General features: G+C 72.2%; 26 protein-coding genes. 2 read left to right on the plus strand and 24 right to left on the minus strand.

Translation table 11 applies throughout. The annotated features are described in order from the left end of the window. Window positions 1–78 precede the first annotated feature (78 nt). The 24 genes from YIM_RS26615 to YIM_RS48665 form a co-directional block, all read right to left on the minus strand. Window positions 79–2,100 (minus strand): NPCBM/NEW2 domain-containing protein, encoded by a 2,022-nt coding sequence (locus tag YIM_RS26615; RefSeq protein ID WP_228004035.1) that lies wholly within the window; start codon window positions 2,098–2,100, stop codon window positions 79–81. Between the two features lie 46 nt (window positions 2,101–2,146). Then, window positions 2,147–3,517 carry a PepSY domain-containing protein gene (locus YIM_RS26620; protein WP_194239749.1) on the minus strand — a complete coding sequence of 457 codons (1,371 nt, stop codon included), beginning with the start codon at window positions 3,515–3,517 and terminating at the stop codon, window positions 2,147–2,149. Next, window positions 3,504–4,181: a 2-hydroxychromene-2-carboxylate isomerase gene (locus tag YIM_RS26625; RefSeq protein WP_153032938.1), complete on the minus strand. Its 678-nt coding sequence runs from the start codon at window positions 4,179–4,181 to the stop codon at window positions 3,504–3,506. The genes YIM_RS26620 and YIM_RS26625 overlap by 14 nt, the downstream gene beginning before the upstream one ends. A 20-nt stretch (window positions 4,182–4,201) precedes the next feature. Continuing rightward, entirely contained in the window at window positions 4,202–4,936 is a 735-nt protein-coding gene (gene fabG, locus YIM_RS26630) for a 3-oxoacyl-ACP reductase FabG (RefSeq protein WP_153032939.1), read from the minus strand. After that, window positions 4,933–5,409: a 3-hydroxyacyl-ACP dehydratase FabZ family protein gene (locus tag YIM_RS26635; protein WP_228004036.1), complete on the minus strand. Its 477-nt coding sequence runs from the start codon at window positions 5,407–5,409 to the stop codon at window positions 4,933–4,935. Before YIM_RS26635 ends, fabG begins: the two co-directional genes overlap by 4 nt. Then, on the minus strand, window positions 5,406–5,783 hold the full coding sequence (locus YIM_RS26640; protein ID WP_153032940.1) for a 3-hydroxyacyl-ACP dehydratase FabZ family protein: 378 nt from the start codon (window positions 5,781–5,783) through the stop codon (window positions 5,406–5,408). The genes YIM_RS26635 and YIM_RS26640 overlap by 4 nt, the downstream gene beginning before the upstream one ends. Then, window positions 5,780–6,037 carry an acyl carrier protein gene (locus YIM_RS26645; RefSeq protein ID WP_194239750.1) on the minus strand — a complete coding sequence of 86 codons (258 nt, stop codon included), beginning with the start codon at window positions 6,035–6,037 and terminating at the stop codon, window positions 5,780–5,782. Before YIM_RS26645 ends, YIM_RS26640 begins: the two co-directional genes overlap by 4 nt. Further along, complete coding sequence (locus YIM_RS26650; protein WP_153032941.1) at window positions 6,034–7,407, minus strand: acetyl/propionyl/methylcrotonyl-CoA carboxylase subunit alpha; 1,374 nt, start codon at window positions 7,405–7,407, stop codon at window positions 6,034–6,036. Before YIM_RS26650 ends, YIM_RS26645 begins: the two co-directional genes overlap by 4 nt. 13 nt (window positions 7,408–7,420) lie before the next feature. Continuing rightward, window positions 7,421–7,912 (minus strand): biotin/lipoyl-containing protein, encoded by a 492-nt coding sequence (locus YIM_RS26655; RefSeq protein WP_153032942.1) that lies wholly within the window; start codon window positions 7,910–7,912, stop codon window positions 7,421–7,423. A gap of 2 nt (window positions 7,913–7,914) precedes the next feature. Then, window positions 7,915–9,621: an acetyl-CoA carboxylase, carboxyltransferase subunit beta gene (gene accD / locus YIM_RS26660; protein ID WP_153032943.1), complete on the minus strand. Its 1,707-nt coding sequence runs from the start codon at window positions 9,619–9,621 to the stop codon at window positions 7,915–7,917. Then, complete coding sequence (locus tag YIM_RS26665) at window positions 9,614–10,708, minus strand: beta-ketoacyl synthase N-terminal-like domain-containing protein (RefSeq protein ID WP_153032944.1); 1,095 nt, start codon at window positions 10,706–10,708, stop codon at window positions 9,614–9,616. Before YIM_RS26665 ends, accD begins: the two co-directional genes overlap by 8 nt. Continuing rightward, window positions 10,680–11,552, minus strand: coding sequence for an SDR family oxidoreductase (locus YIM_RS26670; protein ID WP_153032945.1), 873 nt, complete (start codon window positions 11,550–11,552; stop codon window positions 10,680–10,682). The genes YIM_RS26665 and YIM_RS26670 overlap by 29 nt, the downstream gene beginning before the upstream one ends. After that, on the minus strand, window positions 11,546–12,505 hold the full coding sequence (locus YIM_RS26675) for a beta-ketoacyl synthase N-terminal-like domain-containing protein (RefSeq protein ID WP_194239751.1): 960 nt from the start codon (window positions 12,503–12,505) through the stop codon (window positions 11,546–11,548). Before YIM_RS26675 ends, YIM_RS26670 begins: the two co-directional genes overlap by 7 nt. Then, on the minus strand, window positions 12,502–13,653 hold the full coding sequence (locus YIM_RS26680; RefSeq protein ID WP_153032947.1) for a beta-ketoacyl synthase: 1,152 nt from the start codon (window positions 13,651–13,653) through the stop codon (window positions 12,502–12,504). The genes YIM_RS26675 and YIM_RS26680 overlap by 4 nt, the downstream gene beginning before the upstream one ends. Further along, entirely contained in the window at window positions 13,650–14,648 is a 999-nt protein-coding gene (locus YIM_RS26685) for a thioesterase family protein (protein ID WP_228004037.1), read from the minus strand. Before YIM_RS26685 ends, YIM_RS26680 begins: the two co-directional genes overlap by 4 nt. After that, window positions 14,645–15,613 carry a beta-ketoacyl synthase N-terminal-like domain-containing protein gene (locus tag YIM_RS26690; RefSeq protein WP_153032948.1) on the minus strand — a complete coding sequence of 323 codons (969 nt, stop codon included), beginning with the start codon at window positions 15,611–15,613 and terminating at the stop codon, window positions 14,645–14,647. The genes YIM_RS26685 and YIM_RS26690 overlap by 4 nt, the downstream gene beginning before the upstream one ends. Beyond that, window positions 15,610–16,764 (minus strand): beta-ketoacyl synthase, encoded by a 1,155-nt coding sequence (locus YIM_RS26695; RefSeq protein WP_228004038.1) that lies wholly within the window; start codon window positions 16,762–16,764, stop codon window positions 15,610–15,612. Before YIM_RS26695 ends, YIM_RS26690 begins: the two co-directional genes overlap by 4 nt. Continuing rightward, complete coding sequence (locus tag YIM_RS26700) at window positions 16,761–18,002, minus strand: beta-ketoacyl synthase (protein ID WP_153032949.1); 1,242 nt, start codon at window positions 18,000–18,002, stop codon at window positions 16,761–16,763. Before YIM_RS26700 ends, YIM_RS26695 begins: the two co-directional genes overlap by 4 nt. After that, a complete protein-coding gene (locus tag YIM_RS26705; RefSeq protein WP_153032950.1) occupies window positions 17,999–18,262 on the minus strand; it encodes an acyl carrier protein in 264 nt (87 codons plus the stop codon). Before YIM_RS26705 ends, YIM_RS26700 begins: the two co-directional genes overlap by 4 nt. A gap of 22 nt (window positions 18,263–18,284) precedes the next feature. Next, entirely contained in the window at window positions 18,285–19,214 is a 930-nt protein-coding gene (locus YIM_RS26710) for an LLM class F420-dependent oxidoreductase (protein WP_153032951.1), read from the minus strand. 94 nt (window positions 19,215–19,308) lie between these two features. After that, window positions 19,309–19,788: a 3-hydroxyacyl-ACP dehydratase FabZ family protein gene (locus YIM_RS26715; RefSeq protein WP_228004039.1), complete on the minus strand. Its 480-nt coding sequence runs from the start codon at window positions 19,786–19,788 to the stop codon at window positions 19,309–19,311. Beyond that, window positions 19,785–20,144 carry a hypothetical protein gene (locus tag YIM_RS26720; RefSeq protein WP_153032952.1) on the minus strand — a complete coding sequence of 120 codons (360 nt, stop codon included), beginning with the start codon at window positions 20,142–20,144 and terminating at the stop codon, window positions 19,785–19,787. The genes YIM_RS26715 and YIM_RS26720 overlap by 4 nt, the downstream gene beginning before the upstream one ends. After that, window positions 20,129–20,947 carry a hypothetical protein gene (locus tag YIM_RS26725; protein ID WP_153032953.1) on the minus strand — a complete coding sequence of 273 codons (819 nt, stop codon included), beginning with the start codon at window positions 20,945–20,947 and terminating at the stop codon, window positions 20,129–20,131. The genes YIM_RS26720 and YIM_RS26725 overlap by 16 nt, the downstream gene beginning before the upstream one ends. 14 nt (window positions 20,948–20,961) lie before the next feature. Beyond that, window positions 20,962–21,390, minus strand: coding sequence for an SCP2 sterol-binding domain-containing protein (locus YIM_RS48665; RefSeq protein WP_194239752.1), 429 nt, complete (start codon window positions 21,388–21,390; stop codon window positions 20,962–20,964). 217 nt (window positions 21,391–21,607) lie between these two features. Here YIM_RS48665 and YIM_RS26730 point away from each other — a divergent pair, with 217 nt between their 5' ends. Together YIM_RS26730 and YIM_RS26735 are read left to right on the plus strand one after the other, a co-directional pair. After that, the gene (locus YIM_RS26730) at window positions 21,608–22,834 is read left to right on the plus strand and encodes an NAD(P)/FAD-dependent oxidoreductase (protein ID WP_194239753.1); all 1,227 of its coding nucleotides are present in this window, start codon (window positions 21,608–21,610) and stop codon (window positions 22,832–22,834) included. After that, entirely contained in the window at window positions 22,831–24,063 is a 1,233-nt protein-coding gene (locus YIM_RS26735; RefSeq protein WP_153032955.1) for a cytochrome P450, read from the plus strand. Before YIM_RS26730 ends, YIM_RS26735 begins: the two co-directional genes overlap by 4 nt. Window positions 24,064–24,092 lie beyond the last annotated feature (29 nt).

The raw sequence follows: 24,092 nt of genomic DNA on the forward strand, positions 1-24,092 counted from the left end.
CAGCGACCTCGGGCCGGCAGACGCGGCATGAACCACGGTTCGCACGAGGACGGTGGCGTTGCCCGGGCTTCTCCCGTGTCACTCGCAGGTGATGGTGGGGTTCGCCCAGTCGGCGTGGTCGTCGCTGGTGCCGTCGCCGCCGTCGGTGACTTCGAGGCGGACGAAGTGCGCGCTGGTCACGTCGGCGGCGATCGGCAGTGGCGGGTCGGCCGCGGTGCGTACGCCGCTGTCGTAGGCCAGGGTGCCGTCGGTCCAGAGCCGGAAGGCCACGGTGCCGGGCTTGCCGTCGTGCAGGCCGGCCAGTGCGCTGATCGATGTGCAGTTCCCGCCGGTGAAGTACTCGATCGAGGCGGGGGCGTGTGTGCCGAGTCCCTTCGCGTAGGCGATTCCGCCGAGCGTGATCGGCTCGCCGTCACCGGCGAACTGCTCGCCGTTGGCGCGATCCTTCTCCACCGGGCCCCAGCCGTTGGACGCCCGCACCCAGTTCGCGTCGCTGAGGAAACTGGTGCCCTCCGCCGGGGTTGCCGCGATGGTCACTTCGAGGGTGTGTGAGATGGTGACGGGTTTCGGCTTGTGGGGAACGGAGTAGGTGTAGTTCCCCGTCAGCGCGTACGTTCCCGGTGCGGTGCCCGCCGGTACCGAGACCTCCCACTGGGTGCCGAACTGCTTCCCGCCGGCGAGCACGGGTGTGGTCGCCGTGGACGCGGCCCGGACCGGCCACTGGTCCGGGGTGCCGAGGTTCGCCTTGACCGCGCCGGCCGGCAGGGTTCCCGAGTTCGTCAGCGTGGTGGTGATCGTGGTGGTGGTGCCGGGGGCGAGTACCGGTAGCGCTCCCGGGTAGGCCGAGTCCGGATCGGTGGCGGCATCGGTCGCCGGCTGGTACTTGTACCAGTGCCGGTCGGCGCCGACGCGGTACATCCTCGTCGCGTGTGGCGGGACGGTCGCGCTGATCGTGCCGGCGGTGTGCGCGTCCTGGTGGGTCCACACGTCCCGCAGCCGGTAGCCGGTGGCCTGCGGCAATCCGGCTTCGGTGGCGGAGGTGCTGATCCGGCGGGCGGTGTCGGTTTCGTTGAACAGCACCACCGCCCGGTCCCCGTTCGCCAGCGGTTTGACGAACACGTGCGTGCCGTCCTGTGACCGGATCGGCGCGCCCTGGATCCCGAGCGGGTCCTGGTTCACCGCGATGACGTCCGGGTTGCGCAGCAGATCGAGGGTCTGCGAGCCGGCTTTGCGCAGGTCCGTGCTGATCAGCAGTGGCGCCGCCATGGTCGCCCACAGGGTGAACTGGGAGCGGTACTCGGTCGCGGACATGCCGCCGTTGCCCGCCATCAGCAGGTCCGGGTCGTTCCAGCCACCGGGCCCGGCGTGCCCCGCCAGCCCCATGTTCTGCTTGAGCACGGTCAGCAGCCGGCTCCACGAGTCGTTCATGTCGATCATCGTGCGCCACGAGTGGCCGATGCCGGTGGCCCAGTTCCACGGCTTGGTGATGCCCCACTCGCAGATCGCGAACACGATGGGCCGCCCGGTGGCCCGCAGTGCGTCGGCCATGGCGGAGTAGCGCTGCTTCGCGTCGAGGCCCTGGTTGTTGCAGTTGTCGTACTTGAGGTAGTCGACTCCCCAGGCGGCGAACAGTTTCGCGTCCTGCTCCTCGTGCCCGTGACTGCCGGGAATTCCCGGTGTGGCGCAGGTTTTGGTACCGGCACCGCCGTACAGCCCGAATTTCAGGCCGCGGGCGTGCAGGTCGTCGGCGAGTGCCTTGACCCCACGGGGAAAGCGCACCGGATCCGGGACCAGTTCCCCGTCGGCGTTGCGCTGCGGCAGTGCCCAGCAGTCGTCGATGTTGACGAACTGGTACCCGGCGTCCCGCAGGCCGGTGCCGACCATCGTGTCGGCGATGCCGAGGATCGTTTCCTCGTTCAGGCCGGACCCGCAGCCGGTGACGAACTTGTTGTTGAAGCCCATCGGCGGGGTCAGCGCCACGTCGGGTGCCGCGTGCGCCGGAACGGAAGCGAGCACGGGCACACCCGCGGCCAGGCAGATCGCGGCGAGCAGGGCCGGAAACCGGCGGCCGTGCCGTGAACGGGACGGAACAGACGACATCGGACACTCCAGTACGAGGGACGGAGGCCGATGACACCAGTGCGGTCTAAAGCCGCCCTTTGCCCGTGGTGTGGTCCCGGAAAGCCCCGCGCAGCCCGCGCACCAAGGTGTCGGCGAAGAGCAGTAGCAGCAGGAGGTTGGCCACCGGGACCAGCACGCCGAGCAGGACGACGAGGGGTAAAGCCGTCCAGGACCGCGCCCTCATGGCCGGCTCCGGCGCACGGGACGTCGCCGTCCCGGCGGTGGATGGCCGGGACCACCGGAACCACAGCACGCCCACGAACAGCAGGCCCGCCCGCACGAACTCCATGGCGACCAGCGGCCCCGCGGCGCCGGCGACCCGGAGCACGTCGGCATCGGTCAGGCCGTTCGCCGGGGATTCATCGACCCGGTGAGCGTGGGACGACTGCGCGGCACCGGGCACCGGCTCGACCGCCCGCGCCGTGTACTGGTCCAGGTAGAGGGTCCGGCGCTGCCAGAGGTGCGGCGGGGCGCCGTCCCCCTCGCGCACCAGGTACGTGCCACCCCAGGTCTGCGGCAGCACGATTTCGAGCGGTGCGGGCATCCCGTACCGGGCCGCGGCCGCGATGACGGTTTCCAGATCAGCGACGGCCACGTCCGGGTCTCCTCCGTCTCCGCCCTCCTCCGGGTCGGGAACGGCCGGATCGTGCACCAGCCCGGTGCCGCCGGCACCCACCGATCTCGGCACCGGCATTCCGTCCGCCGCGGGCCGGACGGGCCGCCCGAGCGCGTCCAGGTCGCCGGGCCGCACCTCCTGGTTCGACATCGGGACGGGCCCCGGCAGCGGCGGATTCCCGCTCGCCTCCCGGAACAACCTGTCCCAGGCGGGAAGCCAGCCGAATCCGCCGAGCACCAGCGCGACCAGCAGGCCGGCACCGGCCAGGCCGAACCACCTCCACCCGCCGCGACGGCGCCACAGCAGCACGACCCCGGTCACGGAAAACAACGCCGAGCCGATCATCGCGAGCTCCGCCACCGAGGTACCCAGCCGGCCAAGGCTCAGCTGCTGGTGGAGCCCCGTCAAACCGCCCGTGATCCCGGATGCCTCGTCCACCTCGCCGAGGACTTCGGCGCGCGAGGGATCGACCAGCACCGCCAGTTCCACTCTGGACTGGGTCCGCAGGCGCACCCGGGTCGGCTCGTCCGGCGCCGCCGGTGGCACGACCGCCAGCACGACGCCGCCCCGGTACCGGTCGGCCACCGCCTCCAGTTGTTCGGTGTAGGGCCTGGCTTCGCCCGGGCTCGGCACCACCGGGGCGGCCGCGGGTGAGCTGGGCAGCAGCAGATACCCCGAGCCGGACAGCAGAACAAGCAGGATCACCGGCAGGCAGCAGACCAGCAGCCAGGACAGCGCTCGGCGGCAGAGGTGGTAGAGCGGCGAGTCAGCCGCATCCACCCGCATGACCCCCATCGCTTTCCACCGAATCGGCCACTCCGGCCGGAACGACTTCGGCCGCGCTGATCGCGTCGAGGAACAACGGGAGCCGGTCCACTCCCCAGTACTTGTCGTAGCCCCGCGCGAAAAACGGCACGCCGAACACCCCCTCGTCCACCGCCGCCAGCAGCGCTTCCAGGCCGGCGCGACGCCACCGCGGGCTTTCCGCGGCGGCAGCGCATTCGTCCGCGGCAGCGCCGATCTCGCCCGCGATCGCGGCGACCACCTCGGGGTCGCAGATGTCCCCGTTCTCCTCCCAGCGCACGCGGTAGGCCGTCGCGACAAAAGCCGGGCCGAGGCCGTCGCGGGCGGCGACCAGGTAGGCGAGGTGCGGCACCTCCCACCGCGGCTCCCGGTCGATGGGCCAGCGCACCCGCAACCCGCGCGACGCGGCGAGCCTGGCGACGTCACGCAGCACGTAGAGCTGCTTCGGCCGGGACATCACCGTGTACGGGAACTCGGCACCGGCTTCGGTGAGCAGCCTGGTGCTCCAGTCGTCCGGCTCCCAGAACGGGATCCACTCGAGCTGATCGAGCACTGCCGGGCGCGTGGCCAGCAGGTCGCGGTGCGCCAGCCAGGAATACGGGCTGCGCAGGGAAAAATAGAACCGCGGCCGACGATTCATCGCAGCACCCCGTTCCTTGGTCAAAGCGCCAGTCCGCCGTCGATCCGCAACACCTGTCCGGTGACATAGCCCGCCCGGCCGGAGAGCAGGAACTCCACCAGTTCGGCCACCTCCTCCGGGCGGCCGAACCGGCCGAGCGTGATGCCCGCTTCCAGTTTTGTCGCGGTGGCCTCGCCAAGGCCGGCGGTCATGTCGGTGTCGATGAAGCCGGGCGCGACCACGTTGGCCCGCAGCCCGTAGCGGCCGATCTCCTTGGCCAGTGCCTTGGTGAAACCGATGATCCCGGCCTTCGACGCCGAGTAGTTGGTTTGCCCGGCGTTGCCCGCCAGACCCGCCACCGAGGAGAGCGTCACCAAGCTGCCCCGCCGTCGCTTCATCATCGGGAACACCGCCGCCCGGCACAGGTGGTACGTGCCGGACAGGTTCACCCGCAGCACCTCCTGCCAGTCCTCGTCCGGCAACACCAGCAATGGCTTGTCCCGGATCACCCCGGCCGCGGTGACCACGGCTGAGATCTCCCCGAACGACTCCTCCACCTCGTCGACGAACGCCCGGACCGCGGCCAGGTCCGCCACGTCGACCTGGCACGCGAAGGCCTCGGCACCGCGCGATTCCACGTCCTTGACCACGCTTTCCGCGGCGTGCACATCGGACCGGAAGCAGAAGGCGACGGAGTAGCCCGCGTCGGCGAGCCGCCGGACCACACACCTCCCGATGCCCCGTGAACCCCCGCTGACCACGGCCACCCCGCTCATGCCGGCTCCCCCGTTCCGCATTCGGCGCGCACCGCCGCGGTGTCGCGCAGTGCCACCAGGAAGTTCCCGAACTCGGCGACCAGCTCGCCACCTGCCAGGCACGAGCCGTCCAGTACCGCGTTGTCGTCCACCGCTTTCACCAAGCGCACCCGGTGTTCGAGCAGCTCACCCGAGTACACCTCCCGCTCGAACCGGACCCGGTCGATCGCCGCGCCGAGCATCACCCGGCCGGCCCCCACCTCGGGCAGGGGCCGTTCCCACGCGGTCAGCAACACCGCCGCCTGGGCCCAGGCTTCGACGACCAGTTCGCGGGGATACGCCGAACCGGCCGGGAGTTCCGGTCCGTTCCGGCCGGCACCGGCCGTGCCCACCGCGGTCAGCCGGACGCCGGGCTCGATCTCGGCGACGCCGTCGAGCAGGAGCATCGGTGCCCGGTGCGGGATGATCGCCATGATCTCGGCTGGCCCGATCACGGTGCCGTCCCCTCGCCGCAGAGCAACCGGATCTCCGCCGCCGTGCCACGCCGGGTGCGCACGGTACCCACGCACCGGAGGCCGACCCCACTCGGAGTGAGTTCCACCGCGATGTCCACCGTGTCACCGGGCAGCACCGGGCTGCGCAGCCGGCAGCGCTCGATCGCCCGGTACGCCGCCACTTCCGGGTGCGCCGCCCGCGCACTGCGGTGCACCAGCTCGATCAGGTACACCGCGGGGAACACCGGGAAGCCGGGGAAGTGCCCGGTGAACACCGGGTGGTCGCGCGGGATCACCGCGGTCGCCGACACCCGGCCCTCCCCCGCGCCGGTCAGCACGGGCTCGGCGCCGAGGGCCGGGCGGCCGCCGTTCACGCGGCCGCCCGCTTGGCCTGGAGCAGGCCGAACGTCTTGTTCAAGGTGGTGAGTTCGGCGACCTCGCTCTCAGCCAGCTTCACCAGGTACTTCTTCTCCAAGCGCACACTGATTTCGAGCGCCATCAAGGAATCCACCTCCAGTTCCTCGACGAAGTGGGTTTCGTCGGCGACTTCGGCGACGTCCACATCGAGGATGTCGGCGATCGTCATCCGGAGCTCTTCCTTGTCCAGTGCGGTCATCTGCTCGGTCATCGGTTCCCGTCCTCTCCGGAGGTCCCCGCCACGGCGAGTACCTCGTCCGCGATGTCCAGCCGGTGGGTACCGGCCTGAAATTCGGTGGTGCGGAGCAGCGCCCGGTGGAAGTCCACATTGGTCCGGACCCCGTCGCAGCGGAACTCGTGCAGTGCGCGGCCGAGCCGGCGCAGCGCCTGCTCGCGGGTTTCGCCGGTGGCGATCACCTTGGCCAGCAGCGAGTCGTAGTGGGGTGGCACGAAGTAGCCGTCGAACAAATGGGTGTCCACCCGGATGCCCGGCCCGGCCGGAAGCCGCAACCCGGTCACCCGGCCCGCCGAACTCCGCCAGCCGCTGGTGTGGTCCTCGGCGGTGACCCTGGCCTCCACGCAGTGCGCCCGCAGCCGGATGTCTTCCTGGCGCGGGCCGAGCGGTTCTCCCGACGCGATGCGGATCATCCACTCGACAAGGTCGACGCCGGTGCTCTGCTCGGTGACCGGGTGCTCGACCTGGAGCCGTGTGTTCATCTCGATGAAGTACGCCGAACCGTCGGCGCCGACCAGGAACTCCACGGTGCCCGCGCTGTGGTAGCCGATCTCCCGCGCGCAGGCCTTCGCCGCCGTGCGCAGCCGCTCCCGCAGGGCGGTGTCCAGCGCCGGAGCCGGGCACTCCTCCACCAGTTTCTGGTGCCTGCGCTGCACCGAGCAGTCGCGCTCCCCGAGATCGACGACGGTGCCGTGCCGATCACCCAGCACCTGCACCTCGATGTGCCGCGCCCGCGGGAGGAAGCGTTCGACGTAGACCCGGGGGTCGGCGAGCACGGCACCCGCCGCGCGGGTGGTTTCGTCGAAGGCGGCGGCCAGTTCGCCCGGCGTGCCGACCACCGCGATGCCCTTGCCCCCGGCCCCCGCCACCGCCTTGAGCGCCACCGGGTAGCCGATCCGGGCCGCGACCTCCGTGGCCTCCGCGAGACCGCGCACCGGCGCCGCCGAACCCGGCAGCACCGGCACACCGGCCCTCGCCGCGGTGGTGCGGGCGAGGGACTTGTCCCCCATCGCCCCGATGTGGCCGCTCGACGGGCCGACGAAGGTCAGGCCCACCTCCTCACAGGTCGCCGCGAACGCCGGATCCTCGGACAGGAAGCCGTAACCGGGGTGCACCCCGTCGGCGCCGGTGCGCGCGCAGGCGTAGAGGATCGCCGAGATGTCCTGATAGCTCTGCCCCGCGGGAGCTGGGCCGAGGCACACCGCGTCGTCAGCCAGTTCCACCGCGAGGCTGTCCCGGTCGGCCGCCGAGTAGGCCACGACGCTGCGCACGCCGAGGTCGCGGCACGCGCGGACGACGCGCACCGCGATCTCACCGCGGTTCGCCACCAGGATGGTCTTCAGCACGACGCCCCCGCGGTCAGCTCGGCTCGACGAGCACCAGCGGCTGGGCGTACTCGACGATCTCGCCGTCCTCGGCCTGAATCGCCCGCACCACCCCGGCGCAGTCGGTCACCACCGGGTTCATCAGCTTCATCGCCTCCACGATCCCGAGTTGCTGGCCCGCCGAGACCGTGGAGCCGATCTCGATGAAGGGCGGCTCCCCCGGTCCCGGGCCGCGGTAGAACACGCCGACGACCGGAGCGCTGATCGCCACCTGCCCGCCACCACCGTCCTCGGTATCGGCCACGGCCGGTGCGCCCGGTGCCCGCTCCCGTTCCGCGGACTCGACCTCGATCTGGGTCTCGCCGACGCGGACGCGCACCCGGGTCGCGCGGGAGTCGTCCATTGCCCGCACCACCGCTGCCACCGCGTCGATCACCGTCTCGAGCGCGGGCGTGCCCGGTGCCGGTTCGGCGGACCGTCCGTTGTGCGTGGCCAGGCTCGCCGGCTCCATCCCTGTCCCGGACATCGTCAGTTCCCTTCGATTTCAGCGGTCTGCCGGACGGCGTTCGAGCCGTGGGACCGAATCCGGCGGTACCGGCGGTCCAGCAGGTCGGCGGGGTCCAGTGCGGTCAGCTCGCGAAGGTGCCTCGACACGGCCGCCGCGATGACGGCGCTGCTCGCCCTGGCGTCTCCGGGATGTTCGGGCAGCACCTCGTCCACCACGCCGAGCCGCAACAGGTCGTTCGCGCGCAGGCGCAACGCCCTGGCCGCGTCGGCGGCCCGCTCCGCGTCGCCGAACAGGATCGCCGCGGCGCCTTCCGGACTGATCACCGAGAAGATCGCGTGCTCCTGGATCAGCAGTTTGTCCGCCACCGCGAGCGCCAGCGCTCCCCCACTCCCGCCCTCGCCGGTCACCACGCTGATCACCGGCACCCTCAGCCCGGCGCCCAGCGCGAGGAGTTCGGCGATGGCCGCGCTCTGGTTTTCCTCCTCCGCGCGGAGGCCCGGATAGGCTCCCGGGGTGTCGATCAGGGTCACCACCGGCAGCGCGAGGCGCTCGGCCAGCCGGTAGAGCCGGTGGACCTTCCGGTAGCCGGACGGGTGCGGCATGCCGAAATTGCACCGGGAGTTCTCTTCCAGGCCGCGCCCCTTCCGGTGCCCGGCGAACACCACGACCCGGTCGCCGAGTCTGCCGACTCCCGCGACGACGGCGGGATCATCCTCGATCCACCGGTCGCCGTGCAGTTCGAGCAGTTCGTCGAAGATCAGCTCCAGGTGCTCGGTGACGCTCGGGCGGCCGGGGTTCCTGGCCGCACCGACCGCCGCCCAGCCGTCCAGTTCGGCGGCGGTCTGCTCGGCAACGGGTGCCGTGCTTCCCCCTGTGGCCGGTGGGTCCGCGTCCGCGGAGAGCAACCGCACCAGCGCGCCGACCACCGCGGGCAGTTCCGGCCTGGCGCACACGAGGTCGACGTGGCCGTGTTCGTGCAGGAACTCGGCGGTCTGGAACCCGGTGGGCAACCGCTGCCCGATGGTCTGCTCGATCACCCGCGGACCGGCGAAGCCGGCTCTGGTACCGCGCTCGGCCACGATGACATCGCCGAGTGCGGCGAACGAGGCGGCCACCCCGCCGTAGACCGGATCGGTCAGCACGCTGACGTACGGCACACCCGCCGCCCGCAGGCGCCCGATCGCGGCGGCACACTTGGCCATCTGCACCAGGGAGAGCGCTCCCTCCTGCATGCGTGCCCCACCGGAAGCGGACACCACGACCAGCGGCACGCCCCGCTCGGCGGCCGATTCGGCGGACCGCGCGATCTTCTCCCCGACCACCGAGCCCATGCTGCCGCCGAGGAAGGCGAAATCCAGCACGACCAGCACCACGGGGCAGCCGGCGATGGTCGCCGTCCCCGCCACCGCGGCTTCGCCGAGACCGGTCTTCTCCTCCGCGCCGGCGAGCCGGTCGGTGTACGGGAGCCGATCGGTGAACTCGAGCGGATCGGCCGAGCGGAGTTGCCGGTGCAGTTCGGTGAAGCTCCTCTCGTCCGCCAGTGACGCGATGCGCTCCGCCGAGCCGAGCCGGAAGTAGTGCCCGCAACACGGGCAAGTGCGCAGCCGGCGCGCCAGCGTCTCCCGGTGCACCACCCGGTCGCACGCACCGCACCGCTCGAACAACCCGGCGGGCAGCGCCGCGATGCGGTCGAGCACCGCGGCTCCGTCGGCGACTCGGTCAGGCATCGGCACCGCTCCCGGTTCGGTGTACCGCGACGACCGCACACCCGGCGGTTCCGGCCGGCGCGATCGAGGTGATCAGTGCGAGACCGCCCGCGGGGGCCTGGCACAGCGCGGCGGCCAGCTGGAAGGCCGCCGACGCGGCCGCGGTGTCCCCGACCGCCTCGTCACAGCGGATCTTCGGCACCCCGTCACCGGCCACATCGGACAGAGCCGCCGCCTCGGCCTCGCCCAGCTCGCCACCGGCCGGGGACGTGGCGACGAGCGCCAGTTCGCCGGCCGCGACGCCGGCGGCCGCCAGTGCGCCTTCCACACAACCAGCCAGCCGTCGCCTGGCCTGCGCGGGCTCGGAAAAGGCGGTGAACTTGGTGCTCAGCACCTCGGCGGCGGGCGCCCGTCCACCGCGGCGGGCACCCGCCGCCGACTCCATCAGGAAGACCACGCAGCCCTCCCCCGCGGTCCCCCTGCCGCCGGTGTGCCAGTCCAGCCAGGCCCGCCGCTCGGAGAACTCCTCCACCGCACCGCACAGCATCAGTTCGGCGTGCCCGGACCGGTGCATCCGCGAGACGAAGGCGAGCGCGAGCAACCCGGTCAGCGCCCCACCGGCAAGCGTGGTGTTCGGGCCACGCAGGCCGTACCAGATGGCGCTCTGCCCGGCCGCGCGGTTCATCACCGTGTTCGGGAACTGCGCCGGGTCCACCAGATAGGGGCGGTCCCGGGTCAGCGAATCCTCGGTGAAGTCCATGATGGACTGCACGCTGCCCGTGGTGGTGCCCAGCACCAGGCCGGTGCGATCACTGTCCCCGATCGCGTGGCCGCCGACCAGCATGCCGACGGTGGTGACCGCCAGTGCGGTCGCCCGGTCCATCGACCGCGTGCCCTTGCGCCCGAGCACCTCGGTGATGTCGAAGCCGGGTACCACGCCGGCCCGGTCCAGCGGTCCCGGCCAGCGTTGACCGTCCAAAGTGGTCACCGCCGAGCGACCGGAACGCAGCCCCTCGCGCAGTGCGCCCGCCCCCATCCCGTACGGCGACACCGCCGACCACGACGAGATGACCAGGCGGTCATCCCGGTTCGGCTGTCCGATGGGCATCGCTTTCCCCCTTTCCGTTCACCGTCGTCCGCGCGGGGTTCCAGGACGGCACGCCCGACAGGTGTTCCGCCCCGTCCACCCCGATGACGTTGCCGGTGATCCACGAGCTGTCCGATCCGGCCAGCAGCACCACGGCTTCCGCCACGTCTTCCGGCAGCGTCAGCCTGCCGTGGGGGTTCACCCCGGCCGCCTGCGCGACGAACTCCCGATACTCCGGGATCCGCCGCAGAGCGGGGGTGGGCGTCACCCCGGCGCGGAGCGCGTTGACCGAGATCCCGAACCGGGCCAGCTCACAGGCAAGCTGGCGGACGTGGGACTCGAGCGCGCACTTGGCCGCCGACACCGCGCCGTAGCTCGGCATCGCCCGCGAGCTGCCCGCACTCGTCATCGCCAGCACCTTGGCCCCGCTGGGCAGCAGTCCGGCTTCGACCAGGTCCTGCACCCAGTACACGAGGCTGTGGGCCATCACATCCACGGTCATGTCGAGCTGCCGCGCGGTCAGCGGCCGGTTCCCGTCCCGCGGCAGGTACGGCTGGAGCGTGCCGAAGGCCAGTGAGTGCAGCAGGACGTGCACACCGGCGCCGCCGGTCAGTCCGGCGATCACCGGCACCAGTTCCGCCCGGACCCGCGCGCTGGCCGCGTTCGCGTTGACGAAGTGGGCGGACACGCCGTGCTCGCGGATCTCGTCGAGCAGTGGCGGTACCGAATCGGCGCGCTCCGCGGTGTCGAAGTGCACGCCGATCACGTGCATGCCCTGTTCGGCCAGTGCCAGCGCGGTGGCCCGGCCCATCCCGCTCGACGCGCCGAGCACCAGGCACCAGCGGTCCCGCAGGGATATCAGCATGTCCGGCTCCGATCGCCGCGGTCCCACCGGCGGACCCTGGCCAGTGCCACCGTGCCCGTGCCGGCCGCGGCGGCGACGAGGCAGTCCTCGGCACCGGCGGCGAGCAACCGGGCCACCACCGCCATCGCGCGAAGGCAGCCGTCGCCCGGCTCGTGCTCGGCGGCGACCGGGTGCCCGGCCAGCGCGGTCCGCACCATCTCCGCCGTGGGGGACTTGTCCAGCACGGTGTGCACCGGCAAGCCGATCGCGCCCAGCCGGGCCATCGAGCCGTCGAGCAGGCGGCGTGCCGATTTCCCCTTGGCGGTCGCCGGGAGCACCAGCGTCTGTGTTTCGATCGAGCCGTATCCCCTCGCCCGGCGGCGCCGCGCCAGCGCGGCCGTCTCCACCAGCAAGGCGATCGCGCCCTGCTCGGCCCGGCCGGTGCCCGCCCCCGGCGGGGGCGGCTCCTCCATCGCGCCCGCGATCAGCACGTCCGACCGGCCTGCCCGCAGCGCCCGGCCACCGGTCGCCAGCGCCTCCAGCCCGGCGATCACCGGCGTGGTCAGGGTGAGGTTGAACCCCTTGCACGCGTGTTCCACCGATACCCGGCCGGTCAGCACGTTCACCGCGCCGTACGCGGCCGTGGCCGGACTCAGTTCCGCCGAGCCGGACTCGAGGATCGTGCGGTCCATCCCGTCGTGCACCGCGGCGATCGCCCGGTTGCTGCCGACCGCGACGGCACGCCGTTCCTCGCCGACCGCCTCCAGCGCGCCGCCCGAATCGGCCACCGCGGCCCGCGTGGCGACGAGCAGGTACTGGCAGGCGGGCGGAAGGTACTTGTAACCGCGGCCCAGCTCCCGGCGCGAGTCGAACCAGTCCGCCCGGCCGGCGCCGGTATCGGCCGCCGGTGTCCGGCCGGACGGGGTGAGCATCCCGATCCCGGTGGCCACGAACTCCCGCCCCGCGCCGGTCATGCCGCCCGCCCGAGGACCAGGGAAACGTTGTTGCCGCCGAAGGCGTAGGCATTGACCAGCACCGGGCCGCCCAGTTCGGTGCTGTCCACGGGGAGCTTCACCTTGCATTCGGGGTCCTGTTCGCCGATCGGCGCGTTCGGCGGCACCCGGCGGTGACGCAGCATCAGCACCGCGGCGACCGCGGCCAGCGCGGCGGAGGCACCGCTGGTGTGCCCGAGCAGTGCCTTCAGGCTGTAGACCGGTACCTGGTCGCCGACCACCGAGACCAGCGCCTGGCTCTCCACGACGTCGTTGCGTTCGGTGCCGGTGCCGTGCGGGATCACGCAGCCGACCTGGTTCACCGCCGCCGCTGCCAGCGCCTCGCGCATGGCCCGGGTGATCTGCGTGCCGCTGGGTTCCGGCGCCGTGCTGTGGTGGGCGTCGCAACTCCAGCCGCTGCCGTCGAGAGTGGCGAGAGGCCGTTGTCCCCTGGCCGCCGCGTGCCCGGCGGACTCCAGCACGAGCATTCCGGCGCCCTCGCCGAAAACGGCCCCGCGCCGGTGCTGGTCGAACGGGCGGCAGCGCACCGGGTCGAGCGCCCCCATGCGGTTGAAGGCGCCGAGCATGACCCTGCTGTAGGCATCGGCCCCACCGCAGAGCACCACCTCGGCGTCGCCGTCGGCGATCAGGTCCGCCGCCATGGTGAGCGCGAAGCCACCCGCGGCACAGGCGTTGCCCGGGGTCGCGGTGTGCGCGGCCACCCCGAATTCCCCGGCCAGCGCGGCGGTGACGGCGAACGGGGAGGCGGTCTCGTCACCCGGCACCCCGCCACCGCACCGCCAGCTCTCCAGCAGGCCGCTGTCACCCACGCAGGTGCCGGTCACGATGCCCGGCCTGGCCTCGTTGGCCAGGTCGAGCCCGGCGTCGGCGATCGCTTCCCGCGCCGCGCCGATGGCGAGCAGCGACGCGCGGCCGATCCGGCCGGACTCCGGCGCGGGCAGTTCGCCGTCGGCCACGCGGTGCAGCAGGCGCACCGGCATGGCGGCGTGCGGGTCGGTCAGCGGCTCCGGCGGTTTCGCCGCACCCTCCGCCATCGCCTGCCACAACCGGTCCGCCCCGGCACCGCGACAGGACACGGCGCCGATCCCGGTGATCACCACCGGATTCATGACCGCGGCTCGCCGCGGCCGGTCCGCACCACCGCCTGCCGGTCCACTTCGGACAGAGCACGCAGCAGGCGATCGTCGAAGTCGACCAGCTTCCAGTCCCGCCGGTTCTCGATCAGGGCGTAGCCGTGGGTGATCTCGCCGGTCGCCACCGGCAGCAACCGCCCGTCGCGCACCACGTAGCAGTCGAAGCCGGCGGTGTAGGTCAGCCGTTTGAACACCTCGCGCACGCTCAGCACGACGTGGACCTCTTCCTCCATCCTGGCCTCGGCCAGCATGGTCACCCGCGAGCGTGGCACCACCGGAATCCAGCCCTGCTCGTCCACCAGTGTCTTGATGGACACCCCGCGGCCGGCCAGGAACAGGTCGACGGCCTCCTCCAGCAAGCGCAGGTAGCCGGACAGCTGCACGCGCTCGGTGAAGTGGCAGTAGAAGTACGGGATGCGCCAGCTCCAGACGAGGGCGTTCCGGCCTTCGGCGAGCGAGCCGGGCACGTCCGGCGCGGCGACCGGCTCGCCACGGGGATCGGCCACCGCGGGCACCGCCCGCCGGGCGATGGCGTCCGGCAGCGGCGCCGTCTCGCCCCGGGCGGGGTCGAGCCGCAGGGCCACCCGCACCTTGGCGGTCCCCGCCCTGGCCGCGCCCCCGGCCACCGCCAACCGGACGGTGAAGGCCAGGCCGTCGGCAGGCTGTTCCGCGGCCGGTGCGACCTCGGCCACGGCCGTGTCGTCCAGGTGCAGCGCGGTGTGGATCCGGGTGTCCAGGTCGACGAGGTCGACGCAGAGGCCGAACCGCTCGTACAGCGCGCCCGGGGCGAGGCCGCCGAGCCGCATGTGGTCCAGCACCGCCTCCTCCACCAGGTAGTTCACGTGCTTGAAGCCGATCCAGGTGCAGATGTTCGAGCCCTCGTAGCGGGGCCGGAGTTCGCGACTCGTCGGCGCACCGAGCACCGTGTCCAGGTCGAGCGCACGCGGCAGCGTGCCGGCGGGGTGGTTCACGTCGGCTCCTCGGATGGTTCGCGGGCCGGGCGGGTGCCCGGCGCGGTGGACTGGGGACGAATCAGCAGCAGCGCGGCGGCCGCGTCGGCATCGGCCGTGGTGGCCAGGACGGGCCCATGCGCGCCGGACAGCCACACCGCACCGGCGACGCACTGCAACACGCCCAGCGCACCGGAGCACTCGCCGAACCGGGCGGACAGGTCACAGCGGGCGGTGCGCGGGCCTCCGGCGGTCTCAATGCCAGGCGGGCACCACAGCTCGGGCTCGCCGTCGCTGGTCGCGCGCACCGATTCGATCGCTTCGGCCAGCCCGGCTCGCCTGGTGTACCCGCCGAGAACGGCAAACGGGCGCGCACCGCGTTCCACCGCGGTCGCTGCCGGTTCGACAACCAGTGCGGCCGCCCCGTCGAACAGCGCCGGGCAGTCCGCGATCTGCCTGGCCGGTGCGGTGTCCGGTTCCGTGCCCACCACCAGGACCTGCCGCACCCGGCCGGCCGCGACCAGCAGCCGCGCCCAGTGCACGGCGTCGAGGCCGGAGGTGGCCCCGTTGCACAGGGTCAGGTTCGCCCCGCGCGGCCCGTTGGCGATCGCGACCCAGGACGCGATGACATTGCTCGCCGTGTTGGGCAGCAGCATCGGACTGGTCGCTTCGTAGGTCTGCTCGGCGATCAGTTCGACGGTTTCGCAAACGGTGTCGACGTTGCCCAGGTTGGAGCTGACCACCACGCCGACCTCGTCCGCCGCGGTGGTGAGCTCTCCGTCACGCAGCAGTCCGGCGTCGGTCAGTGCCGCCGAGCCCGCGCACATCGCCAGCCGGGTCGCCCTGTCCTTGTAGCGCAGGCCGCGCCCGCGCCACCCCGCCAGCGGATCCCCGCCCGGGGTGCGGTGGCCGAGCAGTCCGGCAGGCTCGGCCACCCCGGCGATCGCGGTGCCAAGGCCGCTGATGACCACCTGCCCCGCGTTCACCGGGGCTCCCGGTCCACGATGGCCACCGCGTTGAGGCCGCCGAAGCCGAACGAGTCCACCTGCGCGGTGACCGGCGCGGCGGGGACCGCGTGCTCGCGCACCAAGCGGAACCGGGACACCTCGTCGATCGGCTCGGCCAGTCCGGTGATCGGCGGCACGCGGCCGGCCTTGAGCGATTCCACCGCCACGATCAGGCTGTGCAGGCCGGACGCACCCGCGGTGTGGCCGATCATCGACTTGACCGCGGTCATCCACGGACCGGCGGCGTCCGCACCGAAAACCTCGCTGAGCGCGGCGGCTTCGGCCTCGTCGTTGAGCGGCGTGCCGGTGCCGTGCAGCAGCACCAGCCCGATGTCGGCCGGCTTCACCCCGGCGCGCTCGTGGGCCTGCCTGATCACGCGGGCGATGCTGGCCGGGTCCGGTGCGGACGGATGCCGGGCGTCGCAGTTGACCGCGACCCCGCGAACCCTGGCGTGCGCGCGGGCGGTCGCCGCACCGGGACGCTGGAGTACGATCGCCGCCGCGCCATCGCCCTGGAGCATGCCGCGCCGGTTGCGGTCGAAGGGCCGCACCGCATCCGGTGGCAGCGGGTAGACCCGGTCCAGCATGCCGTAGGTGCTCTCGCTGATGGTGTCCGTCCCGGCGACCACCACGGTGTCCGCCTCCCCGAGGTCGAGCAGGTCGGCGGCCATGCCGAGGGCGTACAACGAGGCCGAGCAGGCGTTCGCCATCGTGTAGGTGCCGGTGGCACCGAACTCCTCGCGGAGCGCGGTGCCGAAGTGCAGCCGCGCCAGGTCGAAATCGGCGCCGTCCCGCCAGGCCAGCTCCACCGACCTCAGTTCGCGCAGGGTGGACCCGACCAGCACCGGGGTTTCGCCGAGGTCCGGGTCCAGCCCGGCGTCGGCGACGGCTTCGGCCACGGCGGTGAGCAGCCAGCGCGTCGCCCGGAGCGGCTCGTCGGTGCCGTCGACGGCGCGATCGTCGATCTCGTACGCCTTGCCGGCGCGGAACCTGGTCCGGTCGAAGGCCTTCAGCTCACCGAGGCCGCTGCGCCCGTCGCACACCGCGCCGAACAACTCGGCCACGTCGCGGCCGACACTGGTCACCGCGCCCATGCCGGTGATCAGCCACCCCGCTCCCCCACCGGTCATCGCGGTTGCTCGCAATCGCCGAGGATGAGCACCGCGTTGTTCCCGCCGAAGGCGAGCGCGTTGTTCTGCACCACCCGTAGTTTCGCTTCCCTGGCGTGGTTGGGCACGCAGTCCAGTCCGCACTCGGGATCGGTGTCGAAGTGGTTGATGGTCGGCGGGATGAAGCCCTCCGCGATGGCCAGCGCGCAGGCCGCGGAAGCCAGCGCGCTCGCCGCTCCCATCGTGTGGCCGATCATCGCCTTGATCGAGATCGTGCTCGGCGGCCGCGATCCGAACACCTCGTGGATGGCCGCCGCCTCGGTGACGTCGTTGGCCTTGGTGCCGGTGCCGTGCGCCGAAATGAAGTCTATTTCGGACGGTTTCACGCCGGCCCGCTCGTGCGCCAGCGCCATGCAGCGCGCGATGCTGGCGCGGTCGGGGGCCACCGGGTGGTGGGCGTCGCAGTTGAGCGCGTAACCGAGGATCTCGGCATACACCCGCGCGCCGCGCTCACGCGCGGACGCCAGGCTCTCCAGCAGCAGGATCCCGGCGCCCTCACCGGTGAGGATGCCCTTGCGGTTGCGGTCGAACGGCTGGCACGCCTCCGGTGCGATGGTCCCGAGCCGGTAGAAACCGGTGAACGTCTTGCGGCACAGCGCATCGGCTCCGCCGACCAGGGCGAACTCCACATCGCCCGAGCGAATGGCGTCGAACCCGTAGCCGATCGCGTAGTTCCCGGCCGCGCAGGCGGTCGGAATGGTCACCACTTCCACATCGGACAGTCCGAGTTCCGACACGATGGCCGTGGACAGACGGCTGGCGGGCACCCTGGCGACCACCGCGGGATCGAAGGCTTCCGGCCCGTGCTCGACCTCCACGGCGACGAGGTGGTCCAGATCGCGCGATTCGCCGTCCGTGGTGCCCACCGACACCAGCGACGGTGCCGACCGCAGCCGCTCCTCGGCCAGTCCCCCGTCCCGCAGCGCCATGACCGCGGCGGCGACGGAGAACTGGCTGGCGCGGCCGAGTGATCCGGCGGGCACCGTACGCAGCCACCGCCCTGGCTCGAAATCGGTGATCTCGCAGGCGTTGGCGTGCGCGAACCCGGTGGTGTCGAAGGCGGTGATCGGTTTCGCCCCGCTGCGGCCCTCGCGCAGCCCGGCGCGGAACTCGTCCACCCCGGTGCCGATGCTGGTCACCACCCCGATACCGGTGATCACCACCCGGCCCGCCGGGTCCACCCCGCCGAAGCCGTTCATCGCGCGGAGGCCTCGGCGACCACCTCGTGCACCCCGGCGAGATTCACCATCCGGCTCAGCTCCGCCTGGTCGATGACGATCCCGAAGTTCCGTTCCAGCGCGGCGAGGATCTCGATCGCCCGCAGCGAGTCCGCGTCGTGGTCCTCTTTGAACAGGCTTTCCTCGGTCACCTCGGCCGGGTCGATTTCCAGGATCTCGCAGACGATCTCCTTGACCCTCCGCTCGCGCTCGCCACCGAGCGCGTTGTCCGTCTCGAGCATCGTCGCCTCCAGTGTGATTCGGTCACAGCAGCGGTTGCACTTCCTTGCACAGCCATTCCAGCGTTTCCACGATCTCCGCCGGCCGCATCGAAAGGTCCAGCACCAGCAGGGAAATCCCGGCGCTGCGGTAAGCGTCGAACTGCTCAGCCACCTCTTCGGCGGATCCGGCGATGCAGGCCCGGTCGGACATGAAGTCCATCACCGGGAACGGGGGCAGCAGCCCGCGCCGCACGGTCAGCTCGATGTGCTCGGGGTCCCGTCCGGCGGCCGCTGCCAGGTCGGTGAGTTTTTGCCTGCCCCGCACCACTTCCTCGGGGTAGAGCTCGTGCGCCAGCCAGCCGTCCCCGAGCCGGGCGACCCGGCGCAACGCCGCGTCGGTGTTGCCGCCGACGTAGACGGGCGGGCCGCCCGGGGTGTGCGGCCGCGCGGCCAGCCACATGTCGTCGAAGTCCACGAAGCGCCCGTGGAAGGAAGCCGGGTTCTTGTTCGACCACAACGTGCGCATCACTTCGATGGTCTCGTCGGTCCTGGCCCCCCGCTCCGACCTCGGCACGCCGACCGCCGCGAACTCCTCGGCCATCCAGCCGATCCCGGCGCCCAGCACGAACCGGCCGAGCGACAACTGGTCCAAAGTGGCCAGTTCGGTGGCCAGCACGACGGGGTTGCGGTAGGGCAGCGCCAGCACGTGGGTCCCGAACCGGATCCGCTCGGTGATCCCGGCGACCAGGCCGAGCACGGCGACCGGTTCCAGCCAGGCCACGCCCCAGTTGTAGGCACCGGCCGTCTTGGCCCTGGGGTAGAGGCAGGTGCTGTTCCGGGTGGCGGGCAGCGCGACGTGGCTGCTCACCCACAGCGAGTCGAACCCGAGCCGGTCGGCCGCCTCGGCGACCTCGACCAGATAACGCCGCCGTCCCGGCGGGCCGACGGTCGGCAAGGACACTCCCAGTTTCACGCCTTCTCCTCCCGTCGGCTGCCTTCAATCTCGTCGAGCCGCGGCGGCTCGGGAAGGGACGTTGTACCGCAACGACCGGGGTCCACCGGCGGGGTCATCGGACGGGCACTGTGGTCTCCGGCGCGCCGGTCAGCGCGGCGGCCGGGCGGATGGTCATCACCGCGTGCGCGACCGTCAGCACGGTCCGCCGACCCGCCTGGCTCCGCCCGGTCACGATCACCGTCTCGCCCACCGCTCGCACCAGTTCCGCGTGGTGCACCACCAGATCCCCCGGCCCGACCGGGGCGCCGAACACCACGTCGGTGGCGCTGGCGAACAACATCGCCTTGCCACCGGTGTCCCCGCCTCCGGGCACCACCAGGAAACCGGCCGCCTGGCACCAGGATTCGAGCACCAGCGCCACCGGATAGGGCGGACACCCGCCGGCTCCGGTGTCCCGGAACCACGGCTCGTTCCTGGTGATGGCCTTGACCGCGGTGACGCGCTCCCGGGGCACCAGCTCGGTCACCCGGTCCACCAGGAGCATCGGATAGCGATGGGGCAGCACGGACGCCACGTCGATCGGCTCGGTCACGGCGCCTCTCCCGCCGTGAAGCGAAACCGCGCCGCCTTGCCGCGTGCGGTGCGCACGGTCGCCCGCACACGTCCGTGCTCATCCCATTCCACGACGGTGGTGAGCACGTCCCCGGGGAAGACCGGGGCGAGGAACCGGCCCGATTCCAGCACCCGCATCCCGGCCCCGGGGCGGGCCATCCGCATCGTGGTCAGCACGCAGTCCAGCAGGCAGACCCCCGGCAGGATCGGGAATCCGGGATAGTGCCCGGCGAAGACCTCCTCGCCCGGCTCGATCACCGTCGAGCTCTCCACCACCGCGGGCCCGGTCCGCACGAGCACCGGTTCCCGCCGCAGCACGGTCACCGCGTCAGGCATGTCTTGTCCCCACTCGGTTTCCGGGCGGGTGCGAGCAGCCCGCCCAGTACGTTCGCGGCCTCCGCCAGATCGGGAACCCCGGACCGGCACGACGAACCGGCCGGCACCACGGCCAGGTCCTCGCACCGGGCGGCTTCGGCCACCCGCGCGGCGCCCGTGACCAGCACGGTCCGCTCCGGCCGGGTGAGGCCCCGGTGCCGGACCGCCCGCTGCACCGCCAGCGAGATCAGCGCACCCCACCCAGCCTGCTCGGAGCCGTACGCGCCGACGTCGGCCGCCAGGTGGGCGCCGAGGCCGACGCCACGGATCTTGCGCAGGGCGTTCGCCCGGACGCTGCCGCTGATCACCGCCTGCCCCACGCCCGGGATCCGGCCCACCGCGGCGAGCACCGCACCGGCCACCGCCGGTACCCCGGCCAGGTCCCGCCGTGACAGCCCGCGCCCGGCCAGTTCGACCGCGAGCCCCGGCAGCACCACCGGCACCAGTTCCGCGGCCCGCGCGGCGGGCACCCCGTTGCGAAGCAACGTCCGCCAGGCCAGTTCGGGATCGGTGCGCCCGCCCGCCGGTTCGGGTGCCACCGAAGGCCAGCCGAGCACCCTGGCCGCCACCCGTCGGTGCAGTTCGGTGTCGAGTTCCTCGGCGGGCACCAGAACGGCGAGATCCCAGAGCACCAGCCGGCGCAGCGGCGCGACCGGCCGGGAAGCACGTGGCGAGACCGGCCCGTCGAACCAGTACTCGGCCGGGAGCTGATCGGTGTCCCGGGGCCGCCGCCGCACCCAGGTTCGCGCCGCCAGATCGTTCATCGCCGGTTCCCCGCTCAGGACGGCCGCTCGAACCAGTACTCGAACTTGGACGCGAACAGCGTGTTCCCGGACATCTTCACCTTGCCCCGCAGGAAGGCCTGCATCCCGTTGAGCCTGCCGGACACCAGCCGGAGGAAGGTGGGCAGCGCGACCCTGGTGGTCAGCTTCGGCGAGTCCACCCGGCCGCGGCCGGTTTCGCAGGCGTCCCCGGTGACCCGCACGAAGTACTCCAGCGGTCCGTCCGGTGTGGACACCTCGTACTGGAAGTCCGCCTGCTGCCCGCGGGCCCGTTCGGGCCGGAAGGCCGCGGCCATGTTGGCGAAGATCTCGTCCAGCAGGCCGGCCGCGCCGCCCTCCTGTGCCGCCGCGAAGGCGAGGATCTCGTCGTCACCGCCGCGTGCGGCGGCCTCGATCTGTTCGAACCGGTTCGTCTCCAGCGCCATCTTCCCTGCTCCTGCTCGTCGCGACGGGGGAACGCCATCCGACCCTCCCCGGCCGCGGGCGGGCGCGGAAGTGCCGACGGAGCGGGCTTCCGGCCTCGGTGCCCCGCGACATCCGGTGATACCGGCGGGGGCGCCCGTTCGGGCCATCCCGCCGGGGGTTCGCCCGCGCGGGGAGATCGGGTTGGCTGGGCCGGACCCGACGCCGAGCGGAGGCCGGATGTACGACGTGATCGTGGTTGGCGCCCGGTGCGCCGGTGCCCCGCTCGCCATGCTGCTGGCAAACCGGGGACACCGGGTGGTCGTGCTGGACCGGGTCCGCTTCCCCAGGGACACCCTGTCCACCCACTACGTGCAGCCGAGCGCACTGGCCAGGCTGGACCGGTGGGGTCTGCTCGACCGGCTGGTGGCCACCGGCTGCCCGCCGATCTCCGAGGCCGTCTGGCGGTTCGGCGAGTTGGTCGTACGGGGTTTCGCGCCACCGGCCGGAACCGTGTCGGTGGCCTACGCACCACGCCGGTACGTGCTCGACGCACTGCTCGTCGACGCGGCACGTGAGGCGGGTGCCGAGGTACGCGAAGGCTTCACCGTGCGCGGACTGGTGTTCGACGGCGACCGGGTGACCGGGGTCCGCGGCCGCAGTCACGGCGGGAGCGACGAGGTGCTCCGCGCGCCGGTCGTGGTGGGCGCCGACGGCCGCGGTTCCCTGGTCGCCCGCGCGGTGAACGCGGCGGCCTACAACGAACGCCCGCCGCTGACCGTCGTCTACTACACCTACTGGCGCGGGCTGGATCCGGCACACCGCGGCCGCAACGAGGTCTACATCAAGGACGACAAGCAGATCGGCGTGATCCCCACGCACGGCGACACCTTCCTCATCCAGGCCGCGCGCCCGCACTCCGCACTGGCCGAGTACCGCTCGGACATCGAGGGCCGATACCACGCGGCGATCGCCGAAGCCGCACCCGAACTGGCCGACGAACTGGCCCGGCGGGGCACGCGCACCGAGCGCTTCCTCGGCACCGGCGCGCTCGGCAACTACTACCGCACCCCGTACGGTCCCGGGTGGGCGCTCGCCGGGGACGCCGGCTACCACAAGGACCCGCTCACCGGGCAGGGCATCGGCGACGCCTGGCGAGACGCCGAATCGCTCGCGCACGCGTTGCACGACGTGCTGGACGGCGGCCAGGACTGGAACACCGCCCTTGGCGCCTACGAGAAGGCGCGCAACGCGGAGTCCGAGACGATCTACGAATTCACCTGCGAAGCCGCGAGCTTCCGCTTCGACGCGATGACCAACGCACTGCTCCGGGTACTGGCCGCCGACCGGGCACAGGCCGACCGGTTCTTCGGCGTCATCGCCGGTTCGGTGTCCGCCGAGGAGTTCTTCTCCCCGGAGAACCTGCTTTCCCTGCTTCAGGACCAGGTCGCGCTGGAGGAATTATGACCGGGACAGCCACCGGTGAGATCCCCGAACTCGACGACTTCAACCCGTACAACGCGGAGTTCCGGGCGGATCCGTACCCGGCCTACCACCGCGTCCGGGAACTGGGCGTCGCCTACTGGCCGTACCTGGACTCCTACGTGGTCGCCGCACACGCCGACGCGGTCGCCGTGCTGGCCGACATGAGCCTGCGCGTGGAACCACCCGCCGACGTGGCCGAGGTGCTTTCGGCGATGGTGCCGGAGTCGCTGCGGTCCATGCAGCAGACCGTGTTGTTCCGCGACCCGCCCGCCCAGTCCAGGTTGCGCGGGCTGACCCGCCGGACGTTCAGCTCGGGGCTGCGCGAGGTGCTCGACGGCGCCCGCGGACTGGCCAGGACCGTGCTCGCCGAGGCGACCCGCCGCGGTGAGCTGGAGATCGTCGAAGAGTTCGCCTTCCCGGTGGCCTTGCAGGTGATCGGTGACCTGCTGGGCTTGCCGCGGGCCGATCTGCCGATGCTGCGCGACCTTGGCCAGGCGATGTCCCCGGCGGCGGACATCCCGCCGGCGCCGGGGTCGGTCGATCGCGCGGTGGAGGGCATCGAGGCGTTCACCGAGTACTTCGAGCGCCTGGCGGCATTCCGGCTCCGCGAGCCGGGCGACGATCTGTTCTCCGAGTTGCTCGACGGCGAACGGGCCGGCTCGCTGTCGAGGACCGAACTGGTGGCGAACGCGATCCTCATCTTCATCTCCGGCCACGAGACACTGGTCGCCTTCATCGCCAGTGCGGTGCTGACCTTCCTCCGGAACCCGGACCAGCTCGACCTGCTTCGGCGCGACCCGGCGCTGGCCCCGGCCGCGGTGGACGAGGTGCTGCGGTACGAAAGCCCGCTGCAGCTGGCCACCGCGGGTGGCGGGCGGTGGACCACCCGGCAGACGGTGATCGGCGGCCGGGTCGTCCCGGCCGGGCAGCGGGTGCTGACCCTGCTCGGCGCGGCGAACCGCGATCCGGCGGTCCACCCCGACCCCGACCGGTTCTCCATCACCCGCGCCGCGGGCCGCCACCTCGCACTGGGCCACGGCTCGCATTACTGCCTGGGAGCGGTGCTGGCCAAGCAGCAGGGCGGCATGCTGCTGGCCGAACTCGCCGGCTGGCCCGCCGAGCTGGAGCTGACCGGAGCGCCCCTCGACTGGCTGCCCCTGTTCATGCAGCGGCGCCTGGCCTCCCTGCCGGTCCGGCTGACACCCCGCTGACCGGCCGCACGCGACCGCCTGCCGCGACA

Origin of the sequence: Amycolatopsis sp. YIM 10 (assembly GCF_009429145.1) — a bacterium.
Lineage (GTDB): Bacteria > Actinomycetota > Actinomycetes > Mycobacteriales > Pseudonocardiaceae > Amycolatopsis.

Bases quoted from the DNA above. Each gene is read 5' to 3' on its own strand.
- YIM_RS26615 (WP_228004035.1), bottom strand. From the start codon at position 2,100: ATGTCGTCTGTTCCGTCCCGTTCACGGCACGGCCGCCGGTTTCCGGCC.
- YIM_RS26625 (WP_153032938.1), bottom strand. From the start codon at position 4,181: ATGAATCGTCGGCCGCGGTTCTATTTTTCCCTGCGCAGCCCGTATTCC.
- fabG (WP_153032939.1), bottom strand. From the start codon at position 4,936: ATGAGCGGGGTGGCCGTGGTCAGCGGGGGTTCACGGGGCATCGGGAGG.
- YIM_RS26645 (WP_194239750.1), bottom strand. From the start codon at position 6,037: ATGACCGAGCAGATGACCGCACTGGACAAGGAAGAGCTCCGGATGACG.
- YIM_RS26655 (WP_153032942.1), bottom strand. From the start codon at position 7,912: ATGTCCGGGACAGGGATGGAGCCGGCGAGCCTGGCCACGCACAACGGA.
- accD (WP_153032943.1), bottom strand. From the start codon at position 9,621: ATGCCTGACCGAGTCGCCGACGGAGCCGCGGTGCTCGACCGCATCGCG.
- YIM_RS26665 (WP_153032944.1), bottom strand. From the start codon at position 10,708: ATGCCCATCGGACAGCCGAACCGGGATGACCGCCTGGTCATCTCGTCG.
- YIM_RS26670 (WP_153032945.1), bottom strand. From the start codon at position 11,552: ATGCTGATATCCCTGCGGGACCGCTGGTGCCTGGTGCTCGGCGCGTCG.
- YIM_RS26675 (WP_194239751.1), bottom strand. From the start codon at position 12,505: ATGACCGGCGCGGGGCGGGAGTTCGTGGCCACCGGGATCGGGATGCTC.
- YIM_RS26680 (WP_153032947.1), bottom strand. From the start codon at position 13,653: ATGAATCCGGTGGTGATCACCGGGATCGGCGCCGTGTCCTGTCGCGGT.
- YIM_RS26695 (WP_228004038.1), bottom strand. From the start codon at position 16,764: ATGACCGGTGGGGGAGCGGGGTGGCTGATCACCGGCATGGGCGCGGTG.
- YIM_RS26700 (WP_153032949.1), bottom strand. From the start codon at position 18,002: ATGAACGGCTTCGGCGGGGTGGACCCGGCGGGCCGGGTGGTGATCACC.
- YIM_RS26705 (WP_153032950.1), bottom strand. From the start codon at position 18,262: ATGCTCGAGACGGACAACGCGCTCGGTGGCGAGCGCGAGCGGAGGGTC.
- YIM_RS26720 (WP_153032952.1), bottom strand. From the start codon at position 20,144: ATGCCTGACGCGGTGACCGTGCTGCGGCGGGAACCGGTGCTCGTGCGG.
- YIM_RS26725 (WP_153032953.1), bottom strand. From the start codon at position 20,947: ATGAACGATCTGGCGGCGCGAACCTGGGTGCGGCGGCGGCCCCGGGAC.
- YIM_RS48665 (WP_194239752.1), bottom strand. From the start codon at position 21,390: ATGGCGCTGGAGACGAACCGGTTCGAACAGATCGAGGCCGCCGCACGC.
- YIM_RS26730 (WP_194239753.1), top strand. From the start codon at position 21,608: ATGTACGACGTGATCGTGGTTGGCGCCCGGTGCGCCGGTGCCCCGCTC.
- YIM_RS26735 (WP_153032955.1), top strand. From the start codon at position 22,831: ATGACCGGGACAGCCACCGGTGAGATCCCCGAACTCGACGACTTCAAC.